The organism is Leptospira broomii serovar Hurstbridge str. 5399, assembly GCF_000243715.2.
In the GTDB taxonomy this organism is placed as follows: domain Bacteria; phylum Spirochaetota; class Leptospiria; order Leptospirales; family Leptospiraceae; genus Leptospira_B; species Leptospira_B broomii.
In genome coordinates this window covers 2,239,838-2,265,105 of the sequence record NZ_AHMO02000008.1, presented here as the reverse complement: position 1 = coordinate 2,265,105, position 25,268 = coordinate 2,239,838, and the positions used below count along the sequence as shown (strand labels likewise).

The following is a 25,268-nucleotide window of genomic DNA, read 5'->3' as shown; positions in this document are numbered from 1 at the left end:
AACAATAGATATTTCATCGTTTTACTCCTTGATTCGATTTGAAATGAAGTTCAAACAAAGCTCGGTAGGACAATTTAACCTTCAAGGCTTCACTCCATACTTAAGAATAAGTACGCCTTTCGAAGTGACCGCAGAGGAAATAAGAGCGAAAGTTTGTTTCCTGTTATCTTCTTTGAAAAGCCGCTTTCCGGCGCCTAGACTCAGTGGGCTAATCATAATTTGATACTCATCGACAAGGTCATTTTGTGCCAGGACCCTGACGAGTTCTCCGCTGCCGATTACCAGAATATCATTGCCGACTTGCTCCTTGAGTCCGGCGACTTTTGCGGGGACTTCCCCCTGGATCAAAATCGAATTCTCCCAAGTAAGTATCGCGCCGTTCTTCGAGACAACGTATTTGGCCATGCTGTTCAGATTTCTAGCCACCCATTCATCCGGGTGCGCCGGCCAATAGGCGGCGAAAATATCATAAGTCTTCCGACCGAGCAATAGAGCATCCGCCGAGGTCACAGTTTTCGCGACAACCTCGGAAAAGACTTCGTCGAAATATGGTCCTTGCCAACCGCCTTGTTTAAATCCTCCCTCGGTATCTTCACCCGGAAAACCCGGCGACTGCATAATGCCGTCAAGCGTCAACCATTCCGAAACGATCAATTTCCTCATTTGAAGCGACCCTCACCTTGAAATTAACGAGGCTCCCGTCATAAGCTGCTCGTTTATTCGTAGTCGGATCCGCTGCGGACGCTTCGACACTTCTTGCGAATTTTTTTTGGCGCGCTTTACCTGAAAATTAGAATCGCCTAGAATCATTTGGGAATCGTTTAGCCAGGCAAGAAATTGTTGGAGCAAGAGTTCTGTAGTGTTCGGGTTTTAGATACGTTGGTTTGAGCCGGGAGAAAGTAAAAATTCTTGTCGGAATCGTTATCCTTCTCTGTCGATATCCTATTGCGATAGGATGAACCGGAGCTGAGTTTACCTCCTTGATCACTTTTCAGGAGGCTTTTATTTCACTCTATACTCGATGAGGTCCCACACTTTAAATTTGCTAGCTGCAAACTTTGGTCGGCAAAGAAACTTTCCTTTGAATTATCCGGATAAGCGAAAAATTTGAGACGGTGTCAAGCCTCTCCAAATTCAAGACTCCGTTTGGCGCTAATCTTAAATGAATTCCAACGTGGTGTACCGATAAAGATACGATCCTGTAAACCAATGAATATTTGATTTAATATACATCATCGATGGAAAAGGAAATGTTTAAACCAGAATTTATGTTATTTTTATGACGTAAAAATGTCATATACTTGTCAGCCAGAAATTACTTTTCAAGGCTGCTTATTATGTCTCTTTATTTTTGATTTTTCCCTGAATTTTTCTAATTTTCTACTAATTTCTATTGACTGCAGCTCTAGCTACTTATATTAATTGTAATTAGCATATTACCATGACAAACATAGTAGTATGCTAATTACAGTTATGGAGGTGATTATCTGAGCGAGAATAAGATTACATCCGATCTGCTGCGCGGACATACCGACACGATGATTTTACGGCTCTTATCCGAAGCCGATCGCTACGGTTACGAGATAGTCAAGCTGATTGCCGAGCGCTCCGGCGGCGAGTATGAATTAAAAGAAGCTACGATGTATTCAAGCGTCCGGCGGCTTGAAACAGACAGCGATATCGAGTGGTACTGGGGCGACGAATCTCAAGGAGGACGGCGTAAGTATTTTAGAATTACCGAAAGAGGTAAGGCTACTTACGCCCGCAACAAAAGCAACTGGGAGTACGCAAAGCGCGTGCTCGATAACTTAATGTAAGTAAAGGAAATTTGATATTATGAATGAGAAATTGATAAACTATTTAAACGGCGTTTTCGCACCTTACGACGGGGTAAAAAGCGTTGATGAATTAAAGGCCGATCTACTCTCCGATTTACTGGAGAGGTTCCGCGAACTCAAAGCCGAGGGCAAGGACGATGAAACGGCTTTTGAGATGACCATTGATAGCATCGGCGACATTGACCAAACGGTACAGGAGGTTGCTAACCTCTCCCGATCGCTGGAGCGGCAGGTGCTGATAAATTTCAGCGCGAGCAATCTGCTAGAGTGCGATTTCGCAGGTGTTAAAGTACATAAGGGAAAATTTGAAGCGAGCATGTTGCGCGGCTCCGACTTCTCGGATACGGACTTGACCGGTAGTTCGTTTAGGGCTAGCGATGTGCGCGAAGCCAATTTTGACGGCGCAAATCTGACAGACTGCACTTTTTCCGCAGTTGATCTGACGGGCGCGAGTTTCAAAAAAACCATTCTCGTGCGCACCGAATTCAGCAAGTCAGGGCTGATAGGAGTAAAATTCACCGACGTAAAACTGACCGATGTAAAGCTAACGATGACCGACCTTAGGAAAACGGTCTTCGAGAACTGTACCTTTGACGGTGTGGACTTCAAATACTGCGACCTGCGAGGCCTGTGCTTGGACGGATTGACCTTCATCGGCGTCAAGTTTGACAGGGTAACGCTGAACGAAGTTACGTTTAAAGGTGCGACACTGAGAAATGTATCTTTCCGTCCTGCGTTTGCTCTGACTAATAGAAACTATCTTGCCATCAAAACCATCAGCTTTGACGGCGCAATGATGGATAAGCTGACCTATGCTGCGCTAAAAGGCATGGGGGTCGATTTGAAAAACGTTAAAATTATATAATATTTTAAACTATTTGATTCAGGGGAAGGGGTGCGAAAGCCCTATAAGAAACTTCGTGTTCTAAAGGGCAGATATCTCAAGGCGGAAAAAGGGAGTATTTTCGCCCTCTTCGGCTCCATCGGCGCGAGCAAGACAACCACCAAGAAAATCCTAAATGACTTTTACCCCAAGCATTGCCCGACTCCTGAATGTAAGGGAAGAATTTTAGATAAGGAAATCTCCACTCGACCTGACTTAATACGGTGCCCTCAAATGTCGCCATTTAACTTCTCGTCTAAGTTATACACCCCTTCATCACTTCAAACTTCCTATATGGATGTTCGGATACGTTCTCTATGAATCTCTTCTTCAATACCCTAAGGTACTCACCGCAACTGAGATCAGTAAAAGGCTAAAAATAGGATATAAAGCAGCAAGCCTACTCAAGAGAAGATTCCAACTCTTCTCCTCTCAACAGCTACCTAAATATAAAAACCTCACCTACGAAGCCTTAAAGAATGAATTCCAAGACTTCTTACTACCTCCTAATGAGAATACTGACATTTCCAACAAAATGGCTAATAGGCCGTATACATGCGTAGATACAGCCGTTTTATACTCTGCTGGAGAAAGAGCAAATCAAGGTAGGAAACGATATAGTCATAGAGGACAAACCTCTTCTATCTATCTTTCTGAAAAACTAGGTGGAAGGCAGGTTGGAACTCTTGTACAAACAATCGCAATTAAACAAGGTCCCGTTTTCTTCACCTCTGTTAGAAATCAAAAAGCTGAAACTCTAGGACCGATCATTAAAGATCATCTACCGACTTCGACTCCCCTATTCACCGATCAAGGATACCCCTGGCTTTGGGGAATCTATAGAAATCATAGAAGCGTAAATCATTCTGCAAGATCTAAGGATAATCGATATAGATGGGCAAGGAATCGCTGGAGTAAGAATGGGGTTCATAGTCAAGTAGCCGAAGGAAACCATCGAGTTTTGAAAACCGCATTCGCTTCTTATGGGTGGATTCATCCTAAGTATTCAGCATTGTATCTGAATGAATTTAGTTTCATTAAAAATGCCGGTGTATTCGGTTTAGATGTGTTGCTTGAGTCGGGAGAAAGTGATAATTCTTATCGGAATAGTCATCCCTTTCCCCCCGAGAGCCGGGGGGAGTCTGGGAAAGCGGTTCGGATTGGAGGGAAAGGATTTAGCCCTAAAAATTCAAAAATAGAAACGGAAAATTGGCTTCAGAATACTTTACAGGGATTTCTATTTAAGCCGGAGATTCTCGGTCAAGACTCCAAAGTTCTAAATCATACAGGATATGGCCTTTTCAATTCGCCACTCAAAATTGAAAAGGCGAAGAAATATGAAAGAAGGGAGTTAGAAAAATACAATTCCTTTTGGATAGATAAAAAGACCAAAAAGTTTCAAAGGGACCGAGAAATTGAATATCAAAAGATCGCTTCTAAGATTTGGAATCTAATACATTCTGAAAAAGAAAGAGGAGAAAAATATTCGGTAACCCAGATCTGCGATGAATTACGAATCCACAAGCATACGGCAATGACCATTCTTCGAAAATGGCTTAAGCTGAAAATAATAGCAAAAAGACGAATAGGCTACAACGCCTACGATCATAGAATCAATTTCTATATAAAGATCGTCAAGGATCAGTTACCCTGCATACTCTATAGTAACTTTAGACCAAAGGCTTCTGCTCGGGTTACTAAAAATGAAAAATAACCCTAAAAAGAAGGACTATAAATTCGTAGTGAAAGACTTCTATAAGCTTCTCGAAATCCAAGAATGGAAATGCTTTCTCACAGGCAGAACTTTAGAACCTGAGAATACAAATGCAGAGCATATTCAGCCTCTCAGAAAAGGAGGAGAACATGAATTTAAAAATATTTGTTTCGTAGTTGAACCGTTAGCTAAACTAAAACGTTACTATACAGAAACTGAAATCGTTCAATTAGCCTATGAGATACTCCTATGGAAGGGAGCTAAATATGGATACAAAGCGCCTGAAAAACGAAGCAAGGCAAAATAGGAAAAAAGAAATAATGAAGAACAAAATCCCTTATTGGTTTGCCAAGAAAATTGCAGACATTATCAATTTTAAATACTATGCATTCAAAAGGGAAAGGATTCTTGATCACAATTGGACAGACTGGAAAGACTGTCAGAAATTTAATAGCAATAGATTTGAAAGTCTTCTAAACAAGAATCCAGATTCAAAGACAGAATTAAGTCCAGCCTGGAAATTTAGATCCATTCAGATTAAAAACCGACTACAGGGAACTTATCGTAATTCTCTCCCCTCGATCCGTGAATCCTATATAAAAAAATCCATAAATGATTTTGCTAAACAGAAAGGTACTTCTGAAAAGCTAACCCCAATTTTTATGGAAGCGGCTTACCTAAAGATGACAAGGCTCAATTGTTTCGCTCGAGATCTTCGTTATAAAGAAAATATGAACAGACCCACAAAATGGTATCTCTCCGCCAAAAGGAATTATTTAAGAATGAGATCTGGTTTATTTTCTCATATTGCTGATGATCATACCAAATGGGATCTATGCTTCTTAACGAATCGCAGGACTTTTAATAATGTCAAACTCAATCCTTGGGAATCGACTTTTGCTAAGGTAGAGAATTCCCTTAAAATAACTCTAAAAAATGAAAGATGATACCAATCTAATTAAACTAAAACTGGATAAGACGAATTCCTTGTTAGTTAGGAAAGAGGCTATCTTAAAATTTCTTTCCTACTTCGATTATCAGATATTAAAAGTAACCGCTTGGGATAATGGATCAGGCCTTGGATTATTTAATTTCTTTCTCATGAAAATTTTCAATCAGAAACAAATTTTATCAACCCATTTTGAATATGGAGAAATTCTTCTTTTCAATACCTATGGAGATATGCATATCTTTGAGCTTGAAGAAATAGAATCTATCGAAGTGATTTCAGATCCGGTCATATTAGCGTTATATGAAGAACATGAGATGGTTAGCTACTACGCATTTTAAGGAGGAACGCGAGTGATTTCCTTACTGACCAACCTATGCTTATTATGGGCGGCCCCCTTCACTTCGTTCCGGGTCACGCTGCTCCGGGCTCCGCTTTCGCTCCGGTCTCAGCGACTCTTTTCTCTTAACATAAACCGTTTTCCCCAGACGCTGCGACTGCTTCGCACCCTACACATCGTTGCCGCGGGAAAAGCGGCAGCTTCTCACGGAGAAGTTTCTTTACACATAAAGAAGATTTTAATTATGCCAATTCGACGAACTTTTTTCATTGACTATATGAAATTCTGTCTATTTCATTAATTACAAAGCCATTTTAGGCAATTATCAAAATTGTTCTGAAGTATTAAAGATGAAAAGAGTCCTGATACTAGTCACTTTGCTTTTTTTATTAAGCTGCAAGCAAGGAAGCAGTTCGAATACTACTACCGATCTACTTACATTGGCAGGAATTTCGGCGGCAACCAGTTGTGCCGGAAGTGTCACAGCTACCACTACGACTCAGACCATCCCGTTTGTTATTAAAAATATAGGATTTGTGATAACTAAACCTTATGTTAGTAGCAATGTATTCTTTAAGAATCTCACGATCGGACAAGCGGCAGTTTTTACTTCTCAGACTTCAAATTTAAATAATTATTCGTTTGGCGAGTATACGACGACCGATCCTTGTGCAAACGCTCAGCAATTGACGGGACTGTTTGGTCAAAATATTGGGATAGGCGGCGCAAATCGCTTTACTTATATGTTTTTGGGATCGGGAAATTTTCTCGTTAATCCAATGTCTGCGCAAAGCTCCACAGCAATTCCTACAGATATAAGTGTTTCGTTATCACCGACGATTCCTTGTCAAAGTGCGGTAACGACTGCAAGTGGAATCTCTCAATCGGTTACGATGGTAGCAGTTGGGCAAATGACTGCCGGGTATATCCTTGTAAATGGAATAACAACCAGCCAAACTCTAAAAGTAAGCTCTACATCGACAATTCTTCAAAACTACCAGTTCAAAGTCTACGACAACAGCAACGCCTGCAATATAACTTATCAACAGTATGACGGAAATGAAGGCGCTTCAATTTCCAATTATCTAATGCAGTTCCAACCGAACGTTTCTGGAACTTATGTTATTTTCCTATATTCTACAGTTAACCCAACTGCACCGACTGACTTGATGGTCCAAATTCAATAATATTCTTGAAGAGTAATTTTTCATCTACCTATTCATTAGAATTTTGTACCAAATGAAAGGTTAAGGAAAATTTTACCAGGATGGTTTTTCGTAGATGAGATTTGATATTGTTCGTAAAGCAGTGTATTAATAGTGGCCATCTGGATACCAGGAGAAAAAGCTCTTCCATCGATTTGAACTACTGCCGATCTATGTCCGGATAATTCCTTTAATGCACCTCCTTCTATTTGTAAAAAAAACCGTTCATTGAGCATCCATCTCCAGCCTAGACTTAGTACTCCAAAAGCTGCATTCGTTCTCTGAAAATTAATTGAAGTTGCCGATGAGGCAGAAAGTTGATTGTTTACATTTAAGTCTTGACCCAAATGTGTATCCACATTTAAATTCGGTTGCTTTCCTCCTGCAATAGAAATAAAAAATGATCCTGTTGTTGGGAAAAACTTTAAAAAAGCTAAACCGCCTAATTTCTTGGGATGATCGTATGTCTCGCAAGAATAGAATTGCATGAGTTTTGAACAAGCATCGTAAGCAGGATTATTCGATGACTCAAAATCCTTTAACGTATAATTTACGCTTAGTCCAATGGTGATTCTTTCTGAAATATATCTCTCGTAAGATATTGTTGCAGCACGTACAGGATCGACAACCGAAAGCCCGGCATAAATGGAGTTTTTAAAATTGGATTTTAGATTCGATAAATCTTCTGAATTTATCGCGCTTTGAAAAATTAATAGCGCGATAAAAAATATTTTTTGAATAGCTTTCAAGTCAATAATACCTCTCTATCAATATTGTTTTTTTTATTCAATTTTAACCATACTATATCTCACTAGTGCTCAGCCATCGCCGCCGGAATTGCCTGAACAGTTTTTATAAAGTAAGAAAGTATTTTCTATAAAAGTAATATTTCCTTCTGTATGCCGAATTGACCCGTCTTGCGGGTTAGGATAACCGGCCCCTTCAAAATCTTGAGATCCCCAATAAAATTCAGTAAATGACTTAGTAGTGCTACAAGCAGCATGAGCATTATCAGCAGAATCTTGTGCTTGGCCATCCTTAAACCTAAAGTGAATGTCCCATTTAAAGACTCGGTTCCAACCACCCTTGTTGAAAAATTTGTCTTTATCAATGCCATATTGATTCCAAAAATAAACCATAATTTGCCCGCAAACTTGAGGTCCAAATTGGTCATTGCAATCTCCGATTATACCCATTCCATATAGTGTTAAAGTGAAATCTATCGTCGCATTGGCAGTCTTTCTAAAATATGCATCTCGAGCTTTCCCTGTATTCCACCAATCGTTGAGGTTATACCATCTTGCTAATCTGCGCGCACCAAACCATGAATTCTTCGGGTCCCAAAAGAGTTTTCCCTTAGTAATAAAGGTGGCCTTACTTAAATTAAACTTTCCGATCTGGCTGGCAAATTTATTCCACCCAGCCCCATGATTAAAGCTCTTCCACATCATATGGCCGATAATTTGATCTAGCATGTGAATCGCTTGACTCCAATCTACATGCCCCGTTGGATCATTCGATCCGATAGGATTCCCGCTAACATACATGAATCGATTCGTACCATTAATCCCCGGATTGATTCGATCATCCGGTTGAACGAATCTACCTAAAACCGAATCATAATAACGGGATTTATAAAAATATAATCCTGTATCGGAATCATTTATTTGACCCGTATACTGGTATCTGAATATATTCGGACCGAAAGAATCATTTCTATCGATTTGACCATATGGCATGTAAGATACATGGCTCACTCCAGACTGGCCCGGTCCAGGAGCCGGATTTCCATTTCCATCGGTAATAAGAGTCGTCGATCCTAAATGATCCGGATGATAAAAATACATACCAGCGACAGGAGTTCCACCGGAGACAGCTCCGACACCGCTTGCAACAGGGCTATTAAAAGTAGGTGTATTCGGGTTCGTTGAACTTCCTAACGCTAATATCCAAGGAGCCTGACCGCTACCTCCGCCCCCTAAAAATCCGTTACAGCCTTGAACGGAAAACGCAACCACTAACGATAATAATAAAGCTGGAGATCCTAACCCTACAATTTTGGCTCTTTCTAAGAACTCGTTTCCTTTTTTCAAATACGGATAAAGGAGATACAAAAGTAAAAGAAGGAAAACATAATAATAGGAAGCAAAAAGATCGGAAGGAATTCCTTTCATAAAGAAAGAAGAATGAGTAAAGAATTTCGAAGATGGACCTGTTATTCGATTCTTCCAATATTCACCACAATCGCCCGCTACATCTTTACAGAATGGTTGCATGAACGCCGAAGCTAGAATCGGTTCCTTTTGATTCTCTAAACTGTTTGAAGTAATAAGAACCGCATTATTTCGAGTCAGTTGAGAAACTAAGTCCCCTTCCAAGCCCTTGATATATAAGGTATGTTGCTCGGAGGCGCTAGGCGCCCTTACGATCTCATAGAGATCTTCTAGGAAATACGTGACTGTCGCCGTATTCTGATTATTCGCCTTGATCCTATTACCGGCGTAATCATAGGTATATAAAATACTTCCTCCTCCGTTCGGATCATACTCTACCATTCTACTTTTAGAATCATAGATCAGAGTGTCACCATTTCGAGATATCATGTTTCCGGAAGCATCGTAGGTGTAATTCAGTGTGCCGGTGTTCTGGCTATACGCAGAAGTCACCGCATTCGCGTGAGAGGAGTTGCCATACGTGAGGGTATAGCCGTCTTTTTGGGTGATGTTTCCATTTGAAGTATAGGCATACGTCTGGGAACCATAAATTCCCGTTGCTGAAATGACTCGATTCCAAGAATCGTAAGTGAACGTTTGAGTTCGAGCCGTCGTAACCTTATCCTGAAGCGTTGTAATGTTTCCGGAGCCGTCGTAGGAGTAAACTATATCTCCATTGATTGTACTATTCGGAAGAGTCGTCTTTAATTCCAGGACTCTAAGTTTAATCCTATCGAATCCAATATTTTGAACGACCCCATTTCCGGTAGATCTCGTCACGGTAGGATATCCCGTCGTCGAATCAATCGTCGGACCGTTATAAGAAATTACTGTATAGCCCGTACTTGTTCCATCAGCCGAATCGAAGGTAATCGTATTTAAGTAATTATTAACGGAATAGCTATTATGGGTCTTACTCCCATCGGGATATGTTAACGTAAGAACCCTTCCTAAGGAGTCATACGATTTCAAAACTACGAAAGTCAAATCATCGATCGATTTTGTTTTCCGTATAACGTTTCCTTTTATGTCATACCCAAATGTGGAAGAACCGGAACTATCCGTAACTTTCGTCAATCGTCCGATCGCATTGGAAACGCTCGTATCGTCATAGGTAAAGGTCGAGGCGATCTCTCCGCCATTCGTAGTTTGCGAAATCAATCGTCCGAGTTGGTCATATTGATTTGTAACGCTACTCCCTCTTGCATCCGTTTGGGAAAGAACTCTTCCCATTAGATCATAAGTATAACTCACCGTTCCGGAATTGGAATCGGAATAACTCGTTTTTCTTCCCGCTATATCATAGGAATTGGTGGTTACAAGTCCACTTGGGTCAGTAATCGTTTTCTGTCCTCCGTGTGGATCATACGTATAGGAAACGGTTTTTCCATTGTCTACCGTAGAAATGATTTGATCCAACTCATTCTTTGTCTCGCTCTTCGTCTTACTCGATCCATCTGGATACGCGATGTTGGTATTTGTTGTAAGTCCGGAGTAGGATATCGTAGATACGATCGTTCCGGAAAGATCCGGTTCATCGATTTCCGTTAACAAATTATCAGGATCAGCGTATTTATACGTAGTGTAAGCCGGAGAATCATTACTCAAATACGCGTTCGACTTTTGAATTAAATTCCCCGTCGTATAATCATAGGTTTTCGTAGTAACGATGAATACGCTACTGACAGAGGTATTCACTTCGCTTCTAATTTCATTTCCCATTGGATCTGAATAAGAATTCGTGATAGTCGAATTTCCGGAGATATTATCTCGAACCTGCTTCGAAACGGATTCATTTTGTGATAAATTCGTTAAATTAAATCGTCCCGTATTATTGTATGTATAATACTCGTTCCAACTGGATTCTCCAGGATACATTACACTTAAAAGCCTTCCGTAGCCGTCATACAGCTTGGAAGTAGTTCCACCGTTCGGATCTGTCTCTGTAAGATTTAAACCCAGTGAATAATCGTACGTATAGGATGTAACCTGGCCAAGCGCATTCGTTTTGGTCACTGGCAATGAATTTGTCGTCGTATCGTATGCGATTTGGGTAGTCGCTCCAAGAGCGTCCGTAACGGAGCTAGGATTTCCAAAGGCGTCCGGTCCCCCAAAGCTCGTCGTTTGGGCAACATTGGTGCCTGGATATTTTGTCATGGAGGAAACGAAATCGCCGTTGTACGTGATTAAGTTATCCTCAACTAGACTTCCATCGACCGTCTTGATAGACTCCTGGATTCGACCCATTCTCCAAGCGTTTAGATCGTCCGCATAAATAATCTGAGTGTAGATCGTATGCGATCCTAAATAATCCGTCGTCGTTAACGGTTTACCGTAAATATCATACGTAATTGTTTTATTATCCGAAGTAAGTAGCATTCCGTTACGGTACGAGTTTTTTACGATGGATTGCGGAACAGCTATTTCGGTTCCAAAAGGATTCGGATAGTAAAAGTTGGATATAGTAGTTTGAGAAAGTAAATTTCCGGACGCGTTATAGCTACTTTGAATATTTGGCTGTCCCGCTAACCGATAACTACTCTGAAAATAATTGGTGACGGTATAAAAACTAGTAGCGAGATCCGTTTCCGTAATTGTAGCAAACCCTAAACCACGACCGATTCCAGGCAGCCCCATATAAAACTTACTATTCGTGTATGTATAAAGGGAAGTTTTCGCGGCACCGTTTGTTAAATCAGTTGTTAAAGAAGTTACGACGAAATCGGGAGACGTGTTCGGGAAGAAAGGGTAATTTCCGGTCCCAGCTATATAACCGTTTGTTTGAGTAGCGACGGTCCCGTAGGAAACTCCAACCTGTGCACCGGTTCCGTTTTGAACGGTCAAGATCGCATCTTCTGGAACGGTTCTCTTAACGCTTCGTACCCATTGAATTCCGCCGTAAGAAAGATCGCTTGCAAGAAATCCGATTACTACATCCGGATTTGAATCTCGATCCACGTCTGTAACGGTTATTTGATAAATGTCCGAAGCGACGTTTCCATATTGATCGGGCGCACTTTGGAATGTCGGGAGATTTCCGAAGGAATATTTGCTGGAGAGTGAATCGAATCCGTAGCCGTTCGATAGATACGTTTCTATGTTTTTGGAATCTTTGTTATAGAGAACTAGATCGGTAAAACCGTCCGCATTTACGTCCGCAAAATTGAATTGGACCAGACTCGTTCGAGTTCCGGAATTTAAATTGACGGACCTGCCGGAAGTAAATCCGAACCCGGTATTAAGATATGTAAAAGCGGTAATTACGTCGATTGTGACCAGATCCGGCTTCCCATCCGCATTTATATCGATTAAAAAGCTTCTAAGAGGATCGTACGAAGCGATGGGGTACGAGTATCCCGTTGAAGAGCTGTTTTTAAGATTAAAATAAGTTACGTTGATAGTTGAAATTTGTGAAGATGCGGCTTGAGCACTTGCAAGTTGCGCGTTTACGCTATTTATGTTTACTAAAACCGGACCGAGAAGCGTCGCGAATGCCGTTTGAAGATCCGTCGTTAAGGTAGAACTTTGGGTAGCCGTCGCAGCAGTTCCGCCGGTAATTTGAGTTACGAGCGTTTGGACCAGGGTTGCGTCGGAAGGAAAACTGTTATTTGTATAATAATTCTGAAGAGTAAGAAGACTCGCCGATGTCGGAAGATTCGAAGCGGAGGTCGCTTTTAGAAGCGTTTGTAAAACAGCGAGCTGATTATTATAATCCGTTTGGATTTGATTTTGTTGGGCGTTTAACTGGGCTAATTGCTGCTGCAAAAGAATGACATTCGGATTTGTTGATGTGGTTGAAAGAGAAACGTATTCCGCGACCCCGTCATTATTCATGTCCGTAAATTGATTCAAATACGGAGATACATTCGCGGCGATTACGATCGGATTTGCGAAACTTCCCTTTTGATTAATATAAATTCTAAAATTAAAACCGTCGTAATGTATAAAGTCGGCAAGACCGTCCGAATTCATATCCGCGAAATAATCGGAAGCTCCAAAATCAGATAACCATTGTTTATTTCCGGGAATAGAAGAGTCGAAAATATACTCATAAGGATCAAAGACCGTCATATTCCGATCCGCAGCTTTTAAAGAAACATTCGAAAACTGGACGGGTGATGAAAAAGAAGCTCCCCTCGAATAAATTGCCCATAATGTTCCACCGCTTTCATATACGAAATCGGACTTGCCATCTCCGTTAATATCCGAAAGAGAATAATACGTATTATAAAAAATGGGTAACGTAGTACTAGCGGGAAATGTGGTTCCTCCACTCGCATTTATTGTTCTTGCATACAAAGTAACGGCCCCGTCTGTCCCGGTTAAGGCGATAAAATCTAATACTCCATCACCGTCCAAATCGGCTGGTAACCAACTCGTTAACGCGGTTGGGATTCCGTATGCACACCCGTTTATACCGTCCCAACCTCCGAAAGCTTGGCAGGTAAACGCCAAATCGTTAAAGATCGAAGGATTATATCCGTAACAGACTGGAAGAGCCGCACAGATACAAGCGCCTGTCCCGATATTACACGAAAATCGATCTGGAACAGGCTCATTCACTAAATATTGCATAAGCGAGTTATAACGTGTTGTAGTACTTTGAGAGTTCGGCGGAAAATTATTTTGAGCTTCCGAACCGGTCACTGTTGCGAGTGGGCTTGCAGTAAAAACACTACCATTAGGTCTTTGCTGATTAGTCAAATCCGTCACTTGCTGCATTCCACTTACAGAAAATCCACCGCTCTGTTGAATGGACGTGTAAGTGAATTCAAGATCATCGAAGGATTCGGAACCGAATTGGTTACTCCCGTCTCTTCTGATGATTGTCAGTAAAGACCGGTTTGAGACTGGGCCTTGGGAATAACCGAATTCATATTCTCTCAATAGACTTCCGTTCACATTAATGATAAGATTATTCAGTCGATTTAATACTTTGACAGGTGCGCTTTGCGAATAATCGGTCACGTTTGTGGAAGAGAAATTAGCACCGTCGGGTCTAGTTTCGTAATTGAATTGTATCGATCTATTCAGATACGAAATTGTATTCGGATAATAGGCTCCGGTTCCGTCAGGCGGAAGGTATGAAATCGTATAACCGTTTCCAAACGAATCGGCCACTTTATTTAATGCCCAAACTCGAATCGAATTTGTTTGACCGATGGCTATTATTTGAGAGTCAGCAGACCCTCCAAACGTATAGGTAATTCCATTTTTATCAGTGACGATCCAAGTACACGGGCCGTCTCCGCATGTCCCTTGCGGTATAAATTGGAACAAATTTTCGACTCTAGAGTGAAAAACAGTTCTATTCCCAGAAACATCTACGAGTTGGCCGCCAAGACTGGATCTGAAGGAATCCGAGCCTCCGTAATTGACCCCAAAACTTGGATCTCTTTCAATACTGTGAATTCCGTTTAGTTGCCAACCCCAACCTAAAAACCCTTCACCTCCCGCAGAATTATAACTCAAGGACAACTGAGGAATGATTCCTTTTGTTCCAGGTGGCAGCTCTATCGGGACAGTAGTAACGGCTTTTCCATCCGATCCGACGATTACTTGAGGAAGTGGTTGTGGAGGAAGAGTTCCGAGCATCCGAAGAACACTCGTAACGATGCTAAAATTTGAGAGAAATAGGAGAATGAATACTGGAAGACCGATCCGAATTGTTAATTTCTTTAAAGGTTTTAAATTTAAACTTATTAAAAGACTCTTCTTAAAAAAGGACATAACGGACCCTAAATTTCATTCTTCAATGAATGCTATTTTGCTAAGAAACCGTGTTTACTTCATATCATTGAGTCAATGACAATTTTGTGGTTATTTTTCCCAATCTACTCGATAAAAATGACGCAAAATAAAAATATGGCACAGAAGATTCAAAAATATATTAGAAGCAATATTCCTACCATCTTGTAGCGGAAGTTATATAGGGTTTTTAAAAGATAAGGGGTTTTGTTTCAAAGCCATAAATGAAAAATAGAACCCACTCCTTTCGAATCCTAAATCTTTTCGCATTCTTACTTATCTTCCTATCCAACCGCCTCTTCGGAGCCGAGATCGTTTTCTCAAACGGTGAAGCATACATTGCTGAAACTGTGTCGGATACTGAAAAACAACTCAAAGTAAAATGGAAAGATAAGATATATACTCTTTATAAAAGCGATATCGCTCACGTTGATTATTCTAAGAAAGGGGAAGACACTTCTTACTATTACTCTACATTAGAATTGCATGATGGTTCTCGAATCAAAGGAGTATTCGCAGAAGAAAGCTCCGACGAAGTTACTCTCAAAACTGAACTTGGATTCTTAACGATTCCAAAAACTAATTTAAAGAATCCTTCCGCGTTAAGAAAAGGAAGTCCCTCCCTTTCCGATGCCTTGCTCGATCCGGAGGCCCAGCATCCGGAAACGAAGCTCGGAGTTTATGGGGATTTATTAATAAATTTCGGCCCGAACAGAAATCTGTTTCCTGCAAGCTATGGAGGTGGAGTCTTCATCGAGCCTGCCTTTCTAAACTGGAACAATAAATGGCAAATCGGATTTCGTTCTGATTACTTATCTGCTCCCGGTCCGAATGGAAACTTTTCCTTTTTAACGAACCAAGTATACGCTCAATACAATAAGGTTTATAAGAATGATCCGTTTCTAGATTTCTTTATTAATGTGGGTGCTGGTGTATCGGATGTTCGCTATGTTACTGGATATACTACTTCCGCAGGAATCGATCCCGCTCTTTCGTTTCAACTTGGATGGCAAGGGATCAAATTCAGTAATTTTCAAGTTCGATTGTCGTGGAAGAACCAATGTATCTTTGAGCGAACTTCGGATATCTGTATGTCAGGACTAGAAGCGGGGATATTAGTAAGATTATGAAAGTACGAATTTATTTACTGATTTTTATTTCTATTTTTCTATTCGCATCTTGCCAAGGAAGTCCAATTACGAACGGACAAGAAACAAGTGGTTTAAAGATTCAAGCCTTTGGACCGACTTCGATTACATCCACGACCGCTACAATCACCTGGTCTTGCTCTACCGAAGTCCAGGGAATCATAGGCTACGGAATATCAGGACCTACTAACTTTATTTTTGGACTCGTTCCGTCCAAGCTTCAATCGATTACTCTAACGAATCTGCAATCAAATACTCAGTACTCTTACTCCGTTTTCTGCGGAGAGTTATCTCCCAAGGCGATGGGGACTTCCATCTTTACGACGCTTCCTTCTAATCAGAATATCTTAAACCGTAGCATTTGGATTGTCGGCGGAATCGGTAACGGGAATACTCCTGTCGCCCAGGTCGATATGTATGATCCTGTCGCGGGTCAATGGTACAATGCAATCACGACTCTTCCCACTCCGAGAGCCTTCGCGGGAGTCGTTTCGTATAACGGTAAAATCTATGTAATGGGAGGAGTTGCTAAAATCGCTGGAGTCTTCACTGCGGTGAACACTGTAGAAGTTTATGACCCGATAGCTGGAACCTGGACCACCCTTGCTCCAATTCCGTCTTCCTTACAAGGAATGGTCGCGGGAACTGTAGGAACGAACATTTACTTAATCGCAGGCACTACGACTACGGACATGACGACCGGAACGATTTTAAATACCGTTTATAAGTTCTATCCCGACGTAAGCACAACCGGGGTCTGGCAATCTTACACTTCGAACACAAATATTTTTGCTCGGGTGGATATGGCCGGTTGTGCTGTGAGCGGAACCTTATTTTTTACAGGAGGTAGGCTTTACACCGACGGATCAGTCCTAAGCTCGACAGACGGTTACGCTCCTTCTTCTAACTCAACGACCGCATTCAATGAACCAGCTTTATCTGGAACAGGGAGCTATGGAGCGGCGAGTGCATGTTACCGTCCTCTACCTACAGATCCGCACCCGACCGACCCTCCGGCCCTTCTCGTTGCTGGTGGATCGAATTCGCAGGTCACGCCTCAACCAGTAACCGCCTTAAATTCTCTTCAGAGATACGACTACTATCCGGTGGGAAGTGCTACATTTCAAACAGGACCCGTTTTGCCCACGACGACGGCTTTCGCTGCGATGGAAATTTCTTATGATTTACGTAAAGCCTATATCTTCGGCGGAGAGAGTTCGCTTAATATTCCTACGAGCCTTGTTTATTGGATCGATCTAACGAACCCGATCGGTGGTCCTTGGACTGCTATCTCAGCTTCCATGCCTGTAGCTCGGTTTGGTCATAGAGCGGTTATCATTAGCAGGTGATTTGTATGCGATATTTTCTTACTCTACTTATACTTCTACTGATAGCTTTCGCCCCTTCTCTGGCTCAATCCTCGGAAGAAGTTTATATCCAAATTAAAGGACTCGTAGATTCTTCGCAGTGGGATAAAGCTCAAACCGAATTGGATCGAGTCCTTTCTAGAAACCCGAACGATGCAACGTTGCAGTTATACCAAAATTTCGTTTGGATCGGAAAAGCGGATCTTGCCTATTCAAATCGTAAATTTCTAACTGCATATGGATATTATGAGAAAGTATTCAAAGCTTGGCCGAGCCATCCAGGAGTTCGGAATCGGTATTTGGAATTAAGGGCTAAGGAAGATTTGAAGGATCTTCAAGAAGAACCGAAAACTACGGCAATTGTAAAGGAGGAGAGAGGCGTGAAAATTCCCCCGCAGAATCCTACAGGTAGCGGATCTTCGAAGGCTGTCTTTATTTTTGATCCAAGTTTGCAGGAAACTTCGGCAAGAGTAAAGTTCGAATATGACAAACTTTTGAAGTCGATTGAGGAAGCGAAGAAGAACGTTGTCACGAAAAACAATATTCAAGTTACAGAAAGTTTTAATCCTAAATTCCTATGGCTTGGGATCGCTGGACTCAGTATCCTAAGTTTAATAAATACATTCTTATTAATCCGGAAGTAGTCTTTAAATGAAACTCTTCCTGATAAATTTACAAAACGTTTTCTTTGTAACCATCTTAGCCATTTTCCTTTTGCCAATAAAAAATATAATGTTAGATGAGATAAGCGATAAAAATGAATATTGATACTGAAATAGTCTTAAAGTATACCGATCTCACTAAAATCTTAGAAGATATTGAAAAATTACAAACGAATTATTTCTTCTATACGCATGGAATCGTAATGCCAGCACATGACCAGGCAACTGCCATTGAATATTACTCGAAGACTGGTATCAATATAGTTCCAGAATGGTTTATTTTGGAAAAATTTATTTTTTTTGTTCAAAATAGTATTATTGAAGGTGAATTTGCTATAAAGAACAGTTTCATTGATGATTTTGATTTATTCGTTAGAAATGAAGAAGTAGCTATCCTAGAGAAAATGATCGCCAGCAGTAATGTCTGGAATATCGATAATACGTTTTCGAATCTAGATATTAAGTGGGATATCGCCTACATAGTCTTAGACTTTTTACGTTGTTTAAGTGGAAAAGATCGAAATAAAACAATTAATGAAATATATAAAAGAAATGCACCGCGAATAAGAACAATAGAAGAAAACAAAAAATTAACTGAGGAAGGATTTCTATATATAATTTCAAATTCAAAATATTTCAAAATTGGAGTTACTAGGGATCTTAATAGCAGATTCCAAACACTTAAGAGTGCCTCCTCTGTCGAACTACAAATTGTTCACTCAGAAAAAATAAATGGGTATCGTCTTTTAGAAAAGGAAATTCATAAAACATTTTCCGATAAGCGAGTATCACGAGAGTGGTTCGATCTTACCGACAAAGATATAGACGATATAAAATTGTTGATTAAAAACTGGATAGACCGTTCAAGTAACACTAACAAAGAAGCGACTTGCAGCTCTAACACGAAATCTGATTACTTTTGGGCTAAGTATATCTTTAGTTCTACTGATGACGCCTGATCATACCATAATGAGTTAGAAAACTTCAACCATTTGCGCTTTCTAGTGGGGTTCAGCAATTATGTGTAAAAGACGTAGTTACGTTTTTGGAGACACTTTTTAAGCAATTCATTCTTCAAATTCCGTATGACTCGGGCTTTCCGATTCGTATCGAAAGCAAACAAAGCAGGAAGCAGAAAATTTTGACGATTAACCAATCCGGAAAACGGAAGCTATATTTAGCGTCTCTTAAAATAGCAAATGAAAAACGATAGGAATTATAGTAAACTTAACCAACACCACCTCGATAAAAAAAGGGGGGTAGTCAAAACGCCCTTAAACAACAGACTGGGAGATAAACTAAACCTAAGTTCCTGGACTGAAAGTAGAATGCCGGAGTATCTTTGGCTAGGATTAATTCTCGCAAACTTAGGCAGGCACGAGGGATTAAACAAAACAACCGAAATCCTTTTCGATATTTCAAAATCTAACATCGCTCTGACAGGGCCGAAACTATCTTCCATTCTCCAACTTTCTATTGAAGAACAAGAGATTGTTTACAATATAATTCTCAACCATGTTGATGCCAAATTGATAGCTCCTTTAACAATATTATATAGAAACGATGAACACCAGACCTTCAATAAATACTTTTATGTACCCGAACTCACCTTCGAATACAGACTTCAAGTTCTTTCCAATTCAATAAACCTTTTCTCCCCCCATCAATCTAACGAAGCTACTGATTTACGCTTCTTGGCCATTTGTCTTCATATTTTCAACAAGAGAATTCAGATATCGATGGATTCTCGAATTACAACACAAGCCCTCCAAGAATATAGTAGAACTCATCATGATGACGAGAAAATGAGAAGCTATCGACCTGTCATACGGAGCATGGAAGGAATTACAGCAACAGACATAGATAAAAAATTTAGCAAAAAATTTTGGAGGGATATTGGTATGATGACTCCTTGTAAGCCAATGCAATTCAAATTTGATTTAAATTCAGATGACTATGAGTCTTTCGTTAGTAATTCAAAGAGATTATTGGAATATATTTTTCTGACAAATAAGGAAAAATCCCTTTTAGATGAAAAATTTGATGTCCTTATAGGATCGGCCAGTTATTCATTAAAAATACTAAATGAAATTGCCACTAAGTCTCTTGGAGACTGCATATTAGGAAGACATGGAACTCGTACAATTTTAGAAATTTATATAATTTTAAAGTATCTAATCAAAAAAGAATCAGAAATTCCGAATATCTGGGCTGATTACAAGCTATACGGTATTAGTAAATACAAACTCCTTCTACTGAAGGCCCGTGAAAGCGATTCAACAAACACGTCTCATTTTATACTTCCAATCGTCGAGGCATTAGTCAACGAAATTAAATGGGAAGAGTTTATTGATATTGATTTAAAATATTTCGATAAACTTGGAATAAGGGAAAAAAGCGTAGAAGTTGGAGAAAAAGAGCTATACGATTTATTATACGACTATGATTCAAATTTCTCTCACGGCCTATGGGGAGCCATTAGAGAAAGCTCAATGTTAATTTGTGACAACTCAGATCATCGGTATCACACAGTTCCAGATTTCAATTTAAACCAAAATCTTTCGGATGTAAAATCAGATATTCTAATGTTGACCAAAAAAGTCCTTTTTCTAATTGTCGAAAACTATGAAACACCAGAAGCTTTAACAAAATTTCTACAATAGTCCCAATGAATGAAAACTTGTTAATTAATACTAGAAAATCTCAAGAATGCTATTATCAAATATTGAAGAGACATGAGAACACTATTTTAAGTGAAGATCCGGGCCTTAAGCAAATCGCACAAATAATTGATGAAATTAATTTCTTTTGGTTAGAACAGTACCAAATAATTGAATTTGAATTAGAACGGTTAACAAAAAACTTTAAATGTTTCCTGCTCTCTGGTGCTGTTTATCTAGGAAATTTAAACGCCGAGCATTTTTATTTTAAATCTTTAGGTGATTATCACTTAATCTCAGAGCCATTTCTCAAAATTAACACTTACTTTAGAATGCCAGATGATAAAGACAAAAATCACCCATCAAAGGAATATTTTAAAAAGGTTTATATAGATGTTATAAATATATTAGAAAATTTTAAAGATCACTTCTACATTTTGCCGATAAAAATCATAGCATATGGCGACCAAAGTGAGCAATTCTCGAGATTGCAAGAATTATTCTTAAATATCATCAGTGCCTCTTTTGGGAAAGAATTCATAAGTGAAGAAACTTTTTGCGAAGAATTTTCAAACTTTGAAGAAATTGAAAAAAATATGCCGCTCCATTTTAAAGAGGCTTTAATTTTTGACACTTTGACAAGCCCGGACGCGCCTCTAAGGGAGAAAATCTTAAACTATTTAGGCCACCAGATGGGAACGTCGCATATACTCAAAAGCAACTCCGAACCAAAATTATTTCTTTTCGCATCCTTCGCATTGATTTCGCAAATGCTCGAAATTCTATTGACCTGTTCGTTGTTGAACTTGAATCCTTATATAAGACACCCTATTACATTTAACTATCTAATCACTTTCAGAGAGAATTTTGCAGATGATGAAGAGGTTAGAGAAATAATTGAAAATGCCATTCTTTCCTTTATCTTAACGAAAGCCATTAACAAAGAAAGGTTTTTGAATATCGATTTTTCAGAATACTGTAATCTAATGCAAAAAAAAGAGATGCTTGTATCCTTACGGAATGAATTCAAACGCAATGGAATCGATATATTCGCTTGCGAATTTAGAAAAATAGAAGGAGTAATTTTAGAAACTTTCAGTTCTATTGAACTGTAGTAAAATATATCGCAATATTAATTCATTCTATCCTTTAGCTTTGTTAGGTACTATACGTTAATTTGATAACGTTCTAAATTTTTTGCGTTTTTGGAAAGGCTCTCCTAACCGATTGAGATTGTGACCAAACAATTTAATAAGATAACGTCTTGAAAGTTTCCCGCAACTAGAATACTATACTTTCGAAGAACTGAACTTTAATATTTTTCGTCCCCGAATGAATCCTCAATAATTAAAATCGAACTTTCCTCTACTATAATTTTTAAGTGGGATAGTGTCATGACAAAATAGCTCTAGCCTAGTTGCGTTTTACAGAATCACTATTTAGGCTAACGAATTCTTAGAATTATTCATTAGCCAATTAACTAAAATTATCTTTAATATTCTTGAAAGTTTCCATTCCTCTCTCCTGCTTGAATTACTAACCGGATCAAATCGAAAATAACCCGGAGCTTCGTCGCTTGGCTGCAACCTAGCACCGTGGGCAATCTTACTTCGTATACTCCAAATTTCGCTGAATTCTTTATTAGTAAGCCAGTTTGCATTCTCTTTAAGCATTTTTCTTATATCAGAACTTCTCGATGAATAAAATTTCTTGCCACATTCAGAACAATTTTGTTCCACAACTTCGGGCGGCACCAAACTCTCGAGCGCATTGACTAAACTTTGATAATACAACGACCGTGAGTTTAAATAGACAAAATGTGCAATATTCACCCAATAAGATGCTCGAATAAATCTCTCTTTATTGCCCGAAGAAAGTGCATAGTATGCATTAACGAGATCCAAGAAATTGCTTGGTAACTTAAACTCCCACTCTTCCAAACGCAATCCTATTTGATTATAATAATCTTCATACGGGACTAAGGGAACTTCCCCGATTTGGGGGATAGAAGGTTCTTCGATTAATGAGTATCCTATTCGTCGATACTCGGGGATCGGTTTACCGATCTCAGGGAAGCTTAATGTCCATTCTTGTCTATCAAATTCAGGATAAAATTTCAAACTATCTCGAATAAGTGCATTAAGTAAAAATCTTATTTCGTATTGTATAAATCGTATACGATGCGTATTCAAAGCTTCAATAGGTGAGCCCTCAAATTTAACTCTAACGGCAAAGGGCCAGTCTCCAAAAAAATTTTTAGGCGTAACATTCGGTTCCGTAATCGGGAACAGAACGAAATGCTCAGATTCAAAACAACCTTTTAATGGCAATTGGGAAAAGAGAATAAAGTCTTCTTCTCTGGCAACTTTCTGATTTCGAAAATGATTAAAATCTAAAAGAGTTTGATCTAAATTTTCTTCTTTTCCTTCATACTCTAATTTTGAAATAAATCTATATTTATCATAATGAAGCTTAAAGAGACCCCGCTTGATAACATTCTTATCAACCTGAAATGCCGCAGGAAATATTGTTTCCAAATAGATTGCAAATTCCTCACCGATATGTTGATCCGGGAAAGGCATCGACCTCATTATTGTCATATTAATCTAATGTCTATCCGAATGCATTTCCGTGTCCACTTAATCGGGGAACTCCACAAAGACCCGAAAATATAGCATTCTGAGAAAGCTCTTGCCTACCTATTTTTTCACAAATTTAGCTCATAAGGAATATTCACATTGGTATAAAAACCTTTCTCAGTTCCGAAAATTTACGAAAATCAGAACTTGAAGGTTTTCTAATGTAATTTAGACCGCTTCAGAAACGCCCAAATAAAATTTCACGTTAGTCGCATTCATTTCAACAAATTTTACTTTGCGATTTGCCCTTATGCTACATATTAGTTTAGGATAAGAGTAAACAAAATGCAAACTCTTGCAAAAAACGTTATAGACCTGAAATTAGCAAGAAGGAAGAAAAATCTTACTTCAAAAAACGGTAAATCTCATCTTTCGATGGTAGGTAAAGGCTTTGCCGATCATACCATGATTGAGCTGAGCAATCGATTTTCAGTTCCTAGAACCGAAGAAGAATATCGTAATCGGGCGTTATTTTTACTCATGAGTAAAACAGGACTACGAGCGAAAGAGATCGTATCCTTAAGATTCTCTCAATTACTCGAAGCTCCGACGGGCGAAACTCTAATTTCCTATATTCGTAAAGGAGGAAAGATTTCCTACGCAGTAATAGACGATACGACATTCCAATCGCTTCGAGAATATCATTCAGCTTTCCAATTAAAATCGGACTTCTTTTTCCTATCCAGACCTAAAAGGAACCAATCAACTCGAAATCCGCTCTCAACTCGCGGCCTACAAAAAATAGTCAATTCCTGGAATGTGTTTACTTGTTCAGGAAAACTTGCTCACCCGCATGCCATGAGACATACGGTCGGACATAGATTGTTAAAAACTGTAGGCTCTATCGGCTGCCAAAAAGTTCTACAACATTCTTCTCCAGTCACCAGTTCCCTTTTTTACACTCCGCCCTACTTTGACGGTTCTAAGTATCTTTCCTGGGGCCTCTGAAGATGCACCGATAGAAGTCTTCGAGTTCATCTATGCGTACGGAGATTATCAATAAATAAAACTTAAGAGGAACTTATGAAAGAAGAAATCGAAAAGGAAGAACCTTGGAAAGAGATGGATGCAGAAGGAATCATCACTTTCAAACGTATCTTAAGCATACTCTATTCATACTACAATATGATCTGGGAACCGAAAAGTATTAGCGAAACTTGGGAATTCCGCAAGGAGTTAATTATCGCCCCTAATGCAAGAGTGTTCGTAAAGAAGTTCGGAGAATATGAATATCTAATCCGAGGAGAAATTGCCGACGGAAAAAATATTAAGACCGACGAATGGATTCACATAGACGGGATACAAGAAGAACGGGATGGATTTTCGGACTCTAAAAATCTTACTAACCCAGTCTTTAACATTCCGTGTCTTACGGATATTTATCTGAACCATTCAAAAGTAGCTGAAATTGATAATCCTTGAAGAAAAAGGCAATCCATTCCGATTAGCTATACTGTCGACTCATTTGTTACTCTCCTGTTATTTAACTCTTCAAAAAGAAAATTACCTTCATTGGTCTTCCTACTAGTAGTGTTGGTTCTTTTTCCAAAATTCGAATTCGAGCTAATGAATTAGTAGTAACTTGGAATTAAAGACATAAATTCCGAGAAAGTTGATATACGAATGTTTCATTTCAGCAACCTATCTCAATACTACAGTTTAGATTCCGAATATTCTAATTTCTTAATAATTTTCTACTTGACATTTTTAAAATTTAGTGCATAATTCAGGGGAAATAATTAGAATTATCGCTTTTCTTTAATATATCCTCTCTACCCCCCCCCTACATTCCGTTCAAATTAGCTTTTCCCAAAATCCTGTAATTTTTTTTGCTCTCGAGAATTATTTTTTAACTGACCCCAAGTAACCATCGATTCGTATCCCGTCTAACATTCGTGCCTG

General features: G+C 39.3%; 18 protein-coding genes and 1 pseudogene. 15 read left to right on the top strand and 4 right to left on the bottom strand.

The window, feature by feature from the left end; all coding sequences use genetic code 11:
* Positions 1-81: 81 nt before the first annotated feature.
* A complete protein-coding gene (locus LEP1GSC050_RS16085; RefSeq protein WP_010568774.1) occupies positions 82-663 on the bottom strand; it encodes a dihydrofolate reductase family protein in 582 nt (193 codons plus the stop codon).
* 875 nt (positions 664-1,538) lie between these two features.
* Here LEP1GSC050_RS16085 and LEP1GSC050_RS16080 point away from each other — a divergent pair.
* The 7 genes and pseudogenes from LEP1GSC050_RS16080 (at position 1,539) to LEP1GSC050_RS16050 (ending at position 6,911) form a co-directional block, all read left to right on the top strand.
* Complete coding sequence (locus tag LEP1GSC050_RS16080; protein WP_010568773.1) at positions 1,539-1,817, top strand: PadR family transcriptional regulator; 279 nt, start codon at positions 1,539-1,541, stop codon at positions 1,815-1,817.
* A 19-nt stretch (positions 1,818-1,836) separates the two neighbouring features.
* Positions 1,837-2,703 carry a pentapeptide repeat-containing protein gene (locus LEP1GSC050_RS16075; protein ID WP_010568772.1) on the top strand — a complete coding sequence of 289 codons (867 nt, stop codon included), beginning with the start codon at positions 1,837-1,839 and terminating at the stop codon, positions 2,701-2,703.
* A gap of 138 nt (positions 2,704-2,841) precedes the next feature.
* Positions 2,842-3,800: pseudogene (locus LEP1GSC050_RS21145) on the top strand (transposase); the annotation flags it as partial.
* A gap of 624 nt (positions 3,801-4,424) precedes the next feature.
* Positions 4,425-4,742 carry an HNH endonuclease gene (locus LEP1GSC050_RS16065; RefSeq protein WP_010568770.1) on the top strand — a complete coding sequence of 106 codons (318 nt, stop codon included), beginning with the start codon at positions 4,425-4,427 and terminating at the stop codon, positions 4,740-4,742.
* Complete coding sequence (locus LEP1GSC050_RS16060; RefSeq protein ID WP_156895975.1) at positions 4,702-5,382, top strand: hypothetical protein; 681 nt, start codon at positions 4,702-4,704, stop codon at positions 5,380-5,382. The genes LEP1GSC050_RS16065 and LEP1GSC050_RS16060 overlap by 41 nt, the downstream gene beginning before the upstream one ends.
* A complete protein-coding gene (locus tag LEP1GSC050_RS16055) occupies positions 5,372-5,725 on the top strand; it encodes a hypothetical protein (protein ID WP_010568768.1) in 354 nt (117 codons plus the stop codon). Before LEP1GSC050_RS16060 ends, LEP1GSC050_RS16055 begins: the two co-directional genes overlap by 11 nt.
* A gap of 349 nt (positions 5,726-6,074) precedes the next feature.
* The gene (locus tag LEP1GSC050_RS16050; RefSeq protein WP_010568767.1) at positions 6,075-6,911 is read left to right on the top strand and encodes a hypothetical protein; all 837 of its coding nucleotides are present in this window, start codon (positions 6,075-6,077) and stop codon (positions 6,909-6,911) included.
* Positions 6,912-6,946: 35 nt separating this feature from the next.
* On the opposite strand, the gene LEP1GSC050_RS16045 is transcribed toward LEP1GSC050_RS16050, so the two are convergent.
* A complete protein-coding gene (locus tag LEP1GSC050_RS16045; protein ID WP_020987633.1) occupies positions 6,947-7,678 on the bottom strand; it encodes a hypothetical protein in 732 nt (243 codons plus the stop codon).
* 69 nt (positions 7,679-7,747) lie between these two features.
* Positions 7,748-14,872 carry a SpvB/TcaC N-terminal domain-containing protein gene (locus tag LEP1GSC050_RS16040; RefSeq protein ID WP_010568765.1) on the bottom strand — a complete coding sequence of 2,375 codons (7,125 nt, stop codon included), beginning with the start codon at positions 14,870-14,872 and terminating at the stop codon, positions 7,748-7,750.
* 242 nt (positions 14,873-15,114) lie between these two features.
* On the opposite strand from LEP1GSC050_RS16040, the gene LEP1GSC050_RS16035 reads away from it, so the two are divergent.
* From LEP1GSC050_RS16035 to LEP1GSC050_RS16010, 6 genes are all read left to right on the top strand, one after another.
* Positions 15,115-16,020 (top strand): LA_3334 family protein, encoded by a 906-nt coding sequence (locus tag LEP1GSC050_RS16035; protein ID WP_010568764.1) that lies wholly within the window; start codon positions 15,115-15,117, stop codon positions 16,018-16,020.
* The gene (locus LEP1GSC050_RS16030; RefSeq protein ID WP_010568763.1) at positions 16,017-17,387 is read left to right on the top strand and encodes a Kelch repeat-containing protein; all 1,371 of its coding nucleotides are present in this window, start codon (positions 16,017-16,019) and stop codon (positions 17,385-17,387) included. Before LEP1GSC050_RS16035 ends, LEP1GSC050_RS16030 begins: the two co-directional genes overlap by 4 nt.
* Positions 17,388-17,392: 5 nt before the next feature.
* Positions 17,393-18,049, top strand: a complete 657-nt coding sequence (locus LEP1GSC050_RS16025; protein ID WP_010568762.1) for a tetratricopeptide repeat protein — start codon at positions 17,393-17,395, stop codon at positions 18,047-18,049.
* Between the two features lie 113 nt (positions 18,050-18,162).
* Positions 18,163-19,026: a GIY-YIG nuclease family protein gene (locus LEP1GSC050_RS16020; RefSeq protein WP_020987471.1), complete on the top strand. Its 864-nt coding sequence runs from the start codon at positions 18,163-18,165 to the stop codon at positions 19,024-19,026.
* 240 nt (positions 19,027-19,266) lie between these two features.
* A complete protein-coding gene (locus LEP1GSC050_RS16015; RefSeq protein WP_010568759.1) occupies positions 19,267-20,730 on the top strand; it encodes a DUF5677 domain-containing protein in 1,464 nt (487 codons plus the stop codon).
* Positions 20,731-20,735: 5 nt separating this feature from the next.
* Positions 20,736-21,842, top strand: coding sequence for a hypothetical protein (locus LEP1GSC050_RS16010; protein WP_010568758.1), 1,107 nt, complete (start codon positions 20,736-20,738; stop codon positions 21,840-21,842).
* A gap of 324 nt (positions 21,843-22,166) precedes the next feature.
* Here LEP1GSC050_RS16010 and LEP1GSC050_RS16005 read toward each other — a convergent pair whose 3' ends face one another.
* Complete coding sequence (locus LEP1GSC050_RS16005; RefSeq protein ID WP_020987333.1) at positions 22,167-23,327, bottom strand: hypothetical protein; 1,161 nt, start codon at positions 23,325-23,327, stop codon at positions 22,167-22,169.
* Positions 23,328-23,651: 324 nt separating this feature from the next.
* Here LEP1GSC050_RS16005 and LEP1GSC050_RS16000 point away from each other — a divergent pair, with 324 nt between their 5' ends.
* Positions 23,652-24,314, top strand: coding sequence for a tyrosine-type recombinase/integrase (locus tag LEP1GSC050_RS16000; RefSeq protein ID WP_010568756.1), 663 nt, complete (start codon positions 23,652-23,654; stop codon positions 24,312-24,314).
* Positions 24,315-24,389: 75 nt separating this feature from the next.
* Positions 24,390-24,788 (top strand): LIC_13246 family protein, encoded by a 399-nt coding sequence (locus LEP1GSC050_RS15995; RefSeq protein WP_010568755.1) that lies wholly within the window; start codon positions 24,390-24,392, stop codon positions 24,786-24,788.
* Positions 24,789-25,268: the final 480 nt, after the last annotated feature.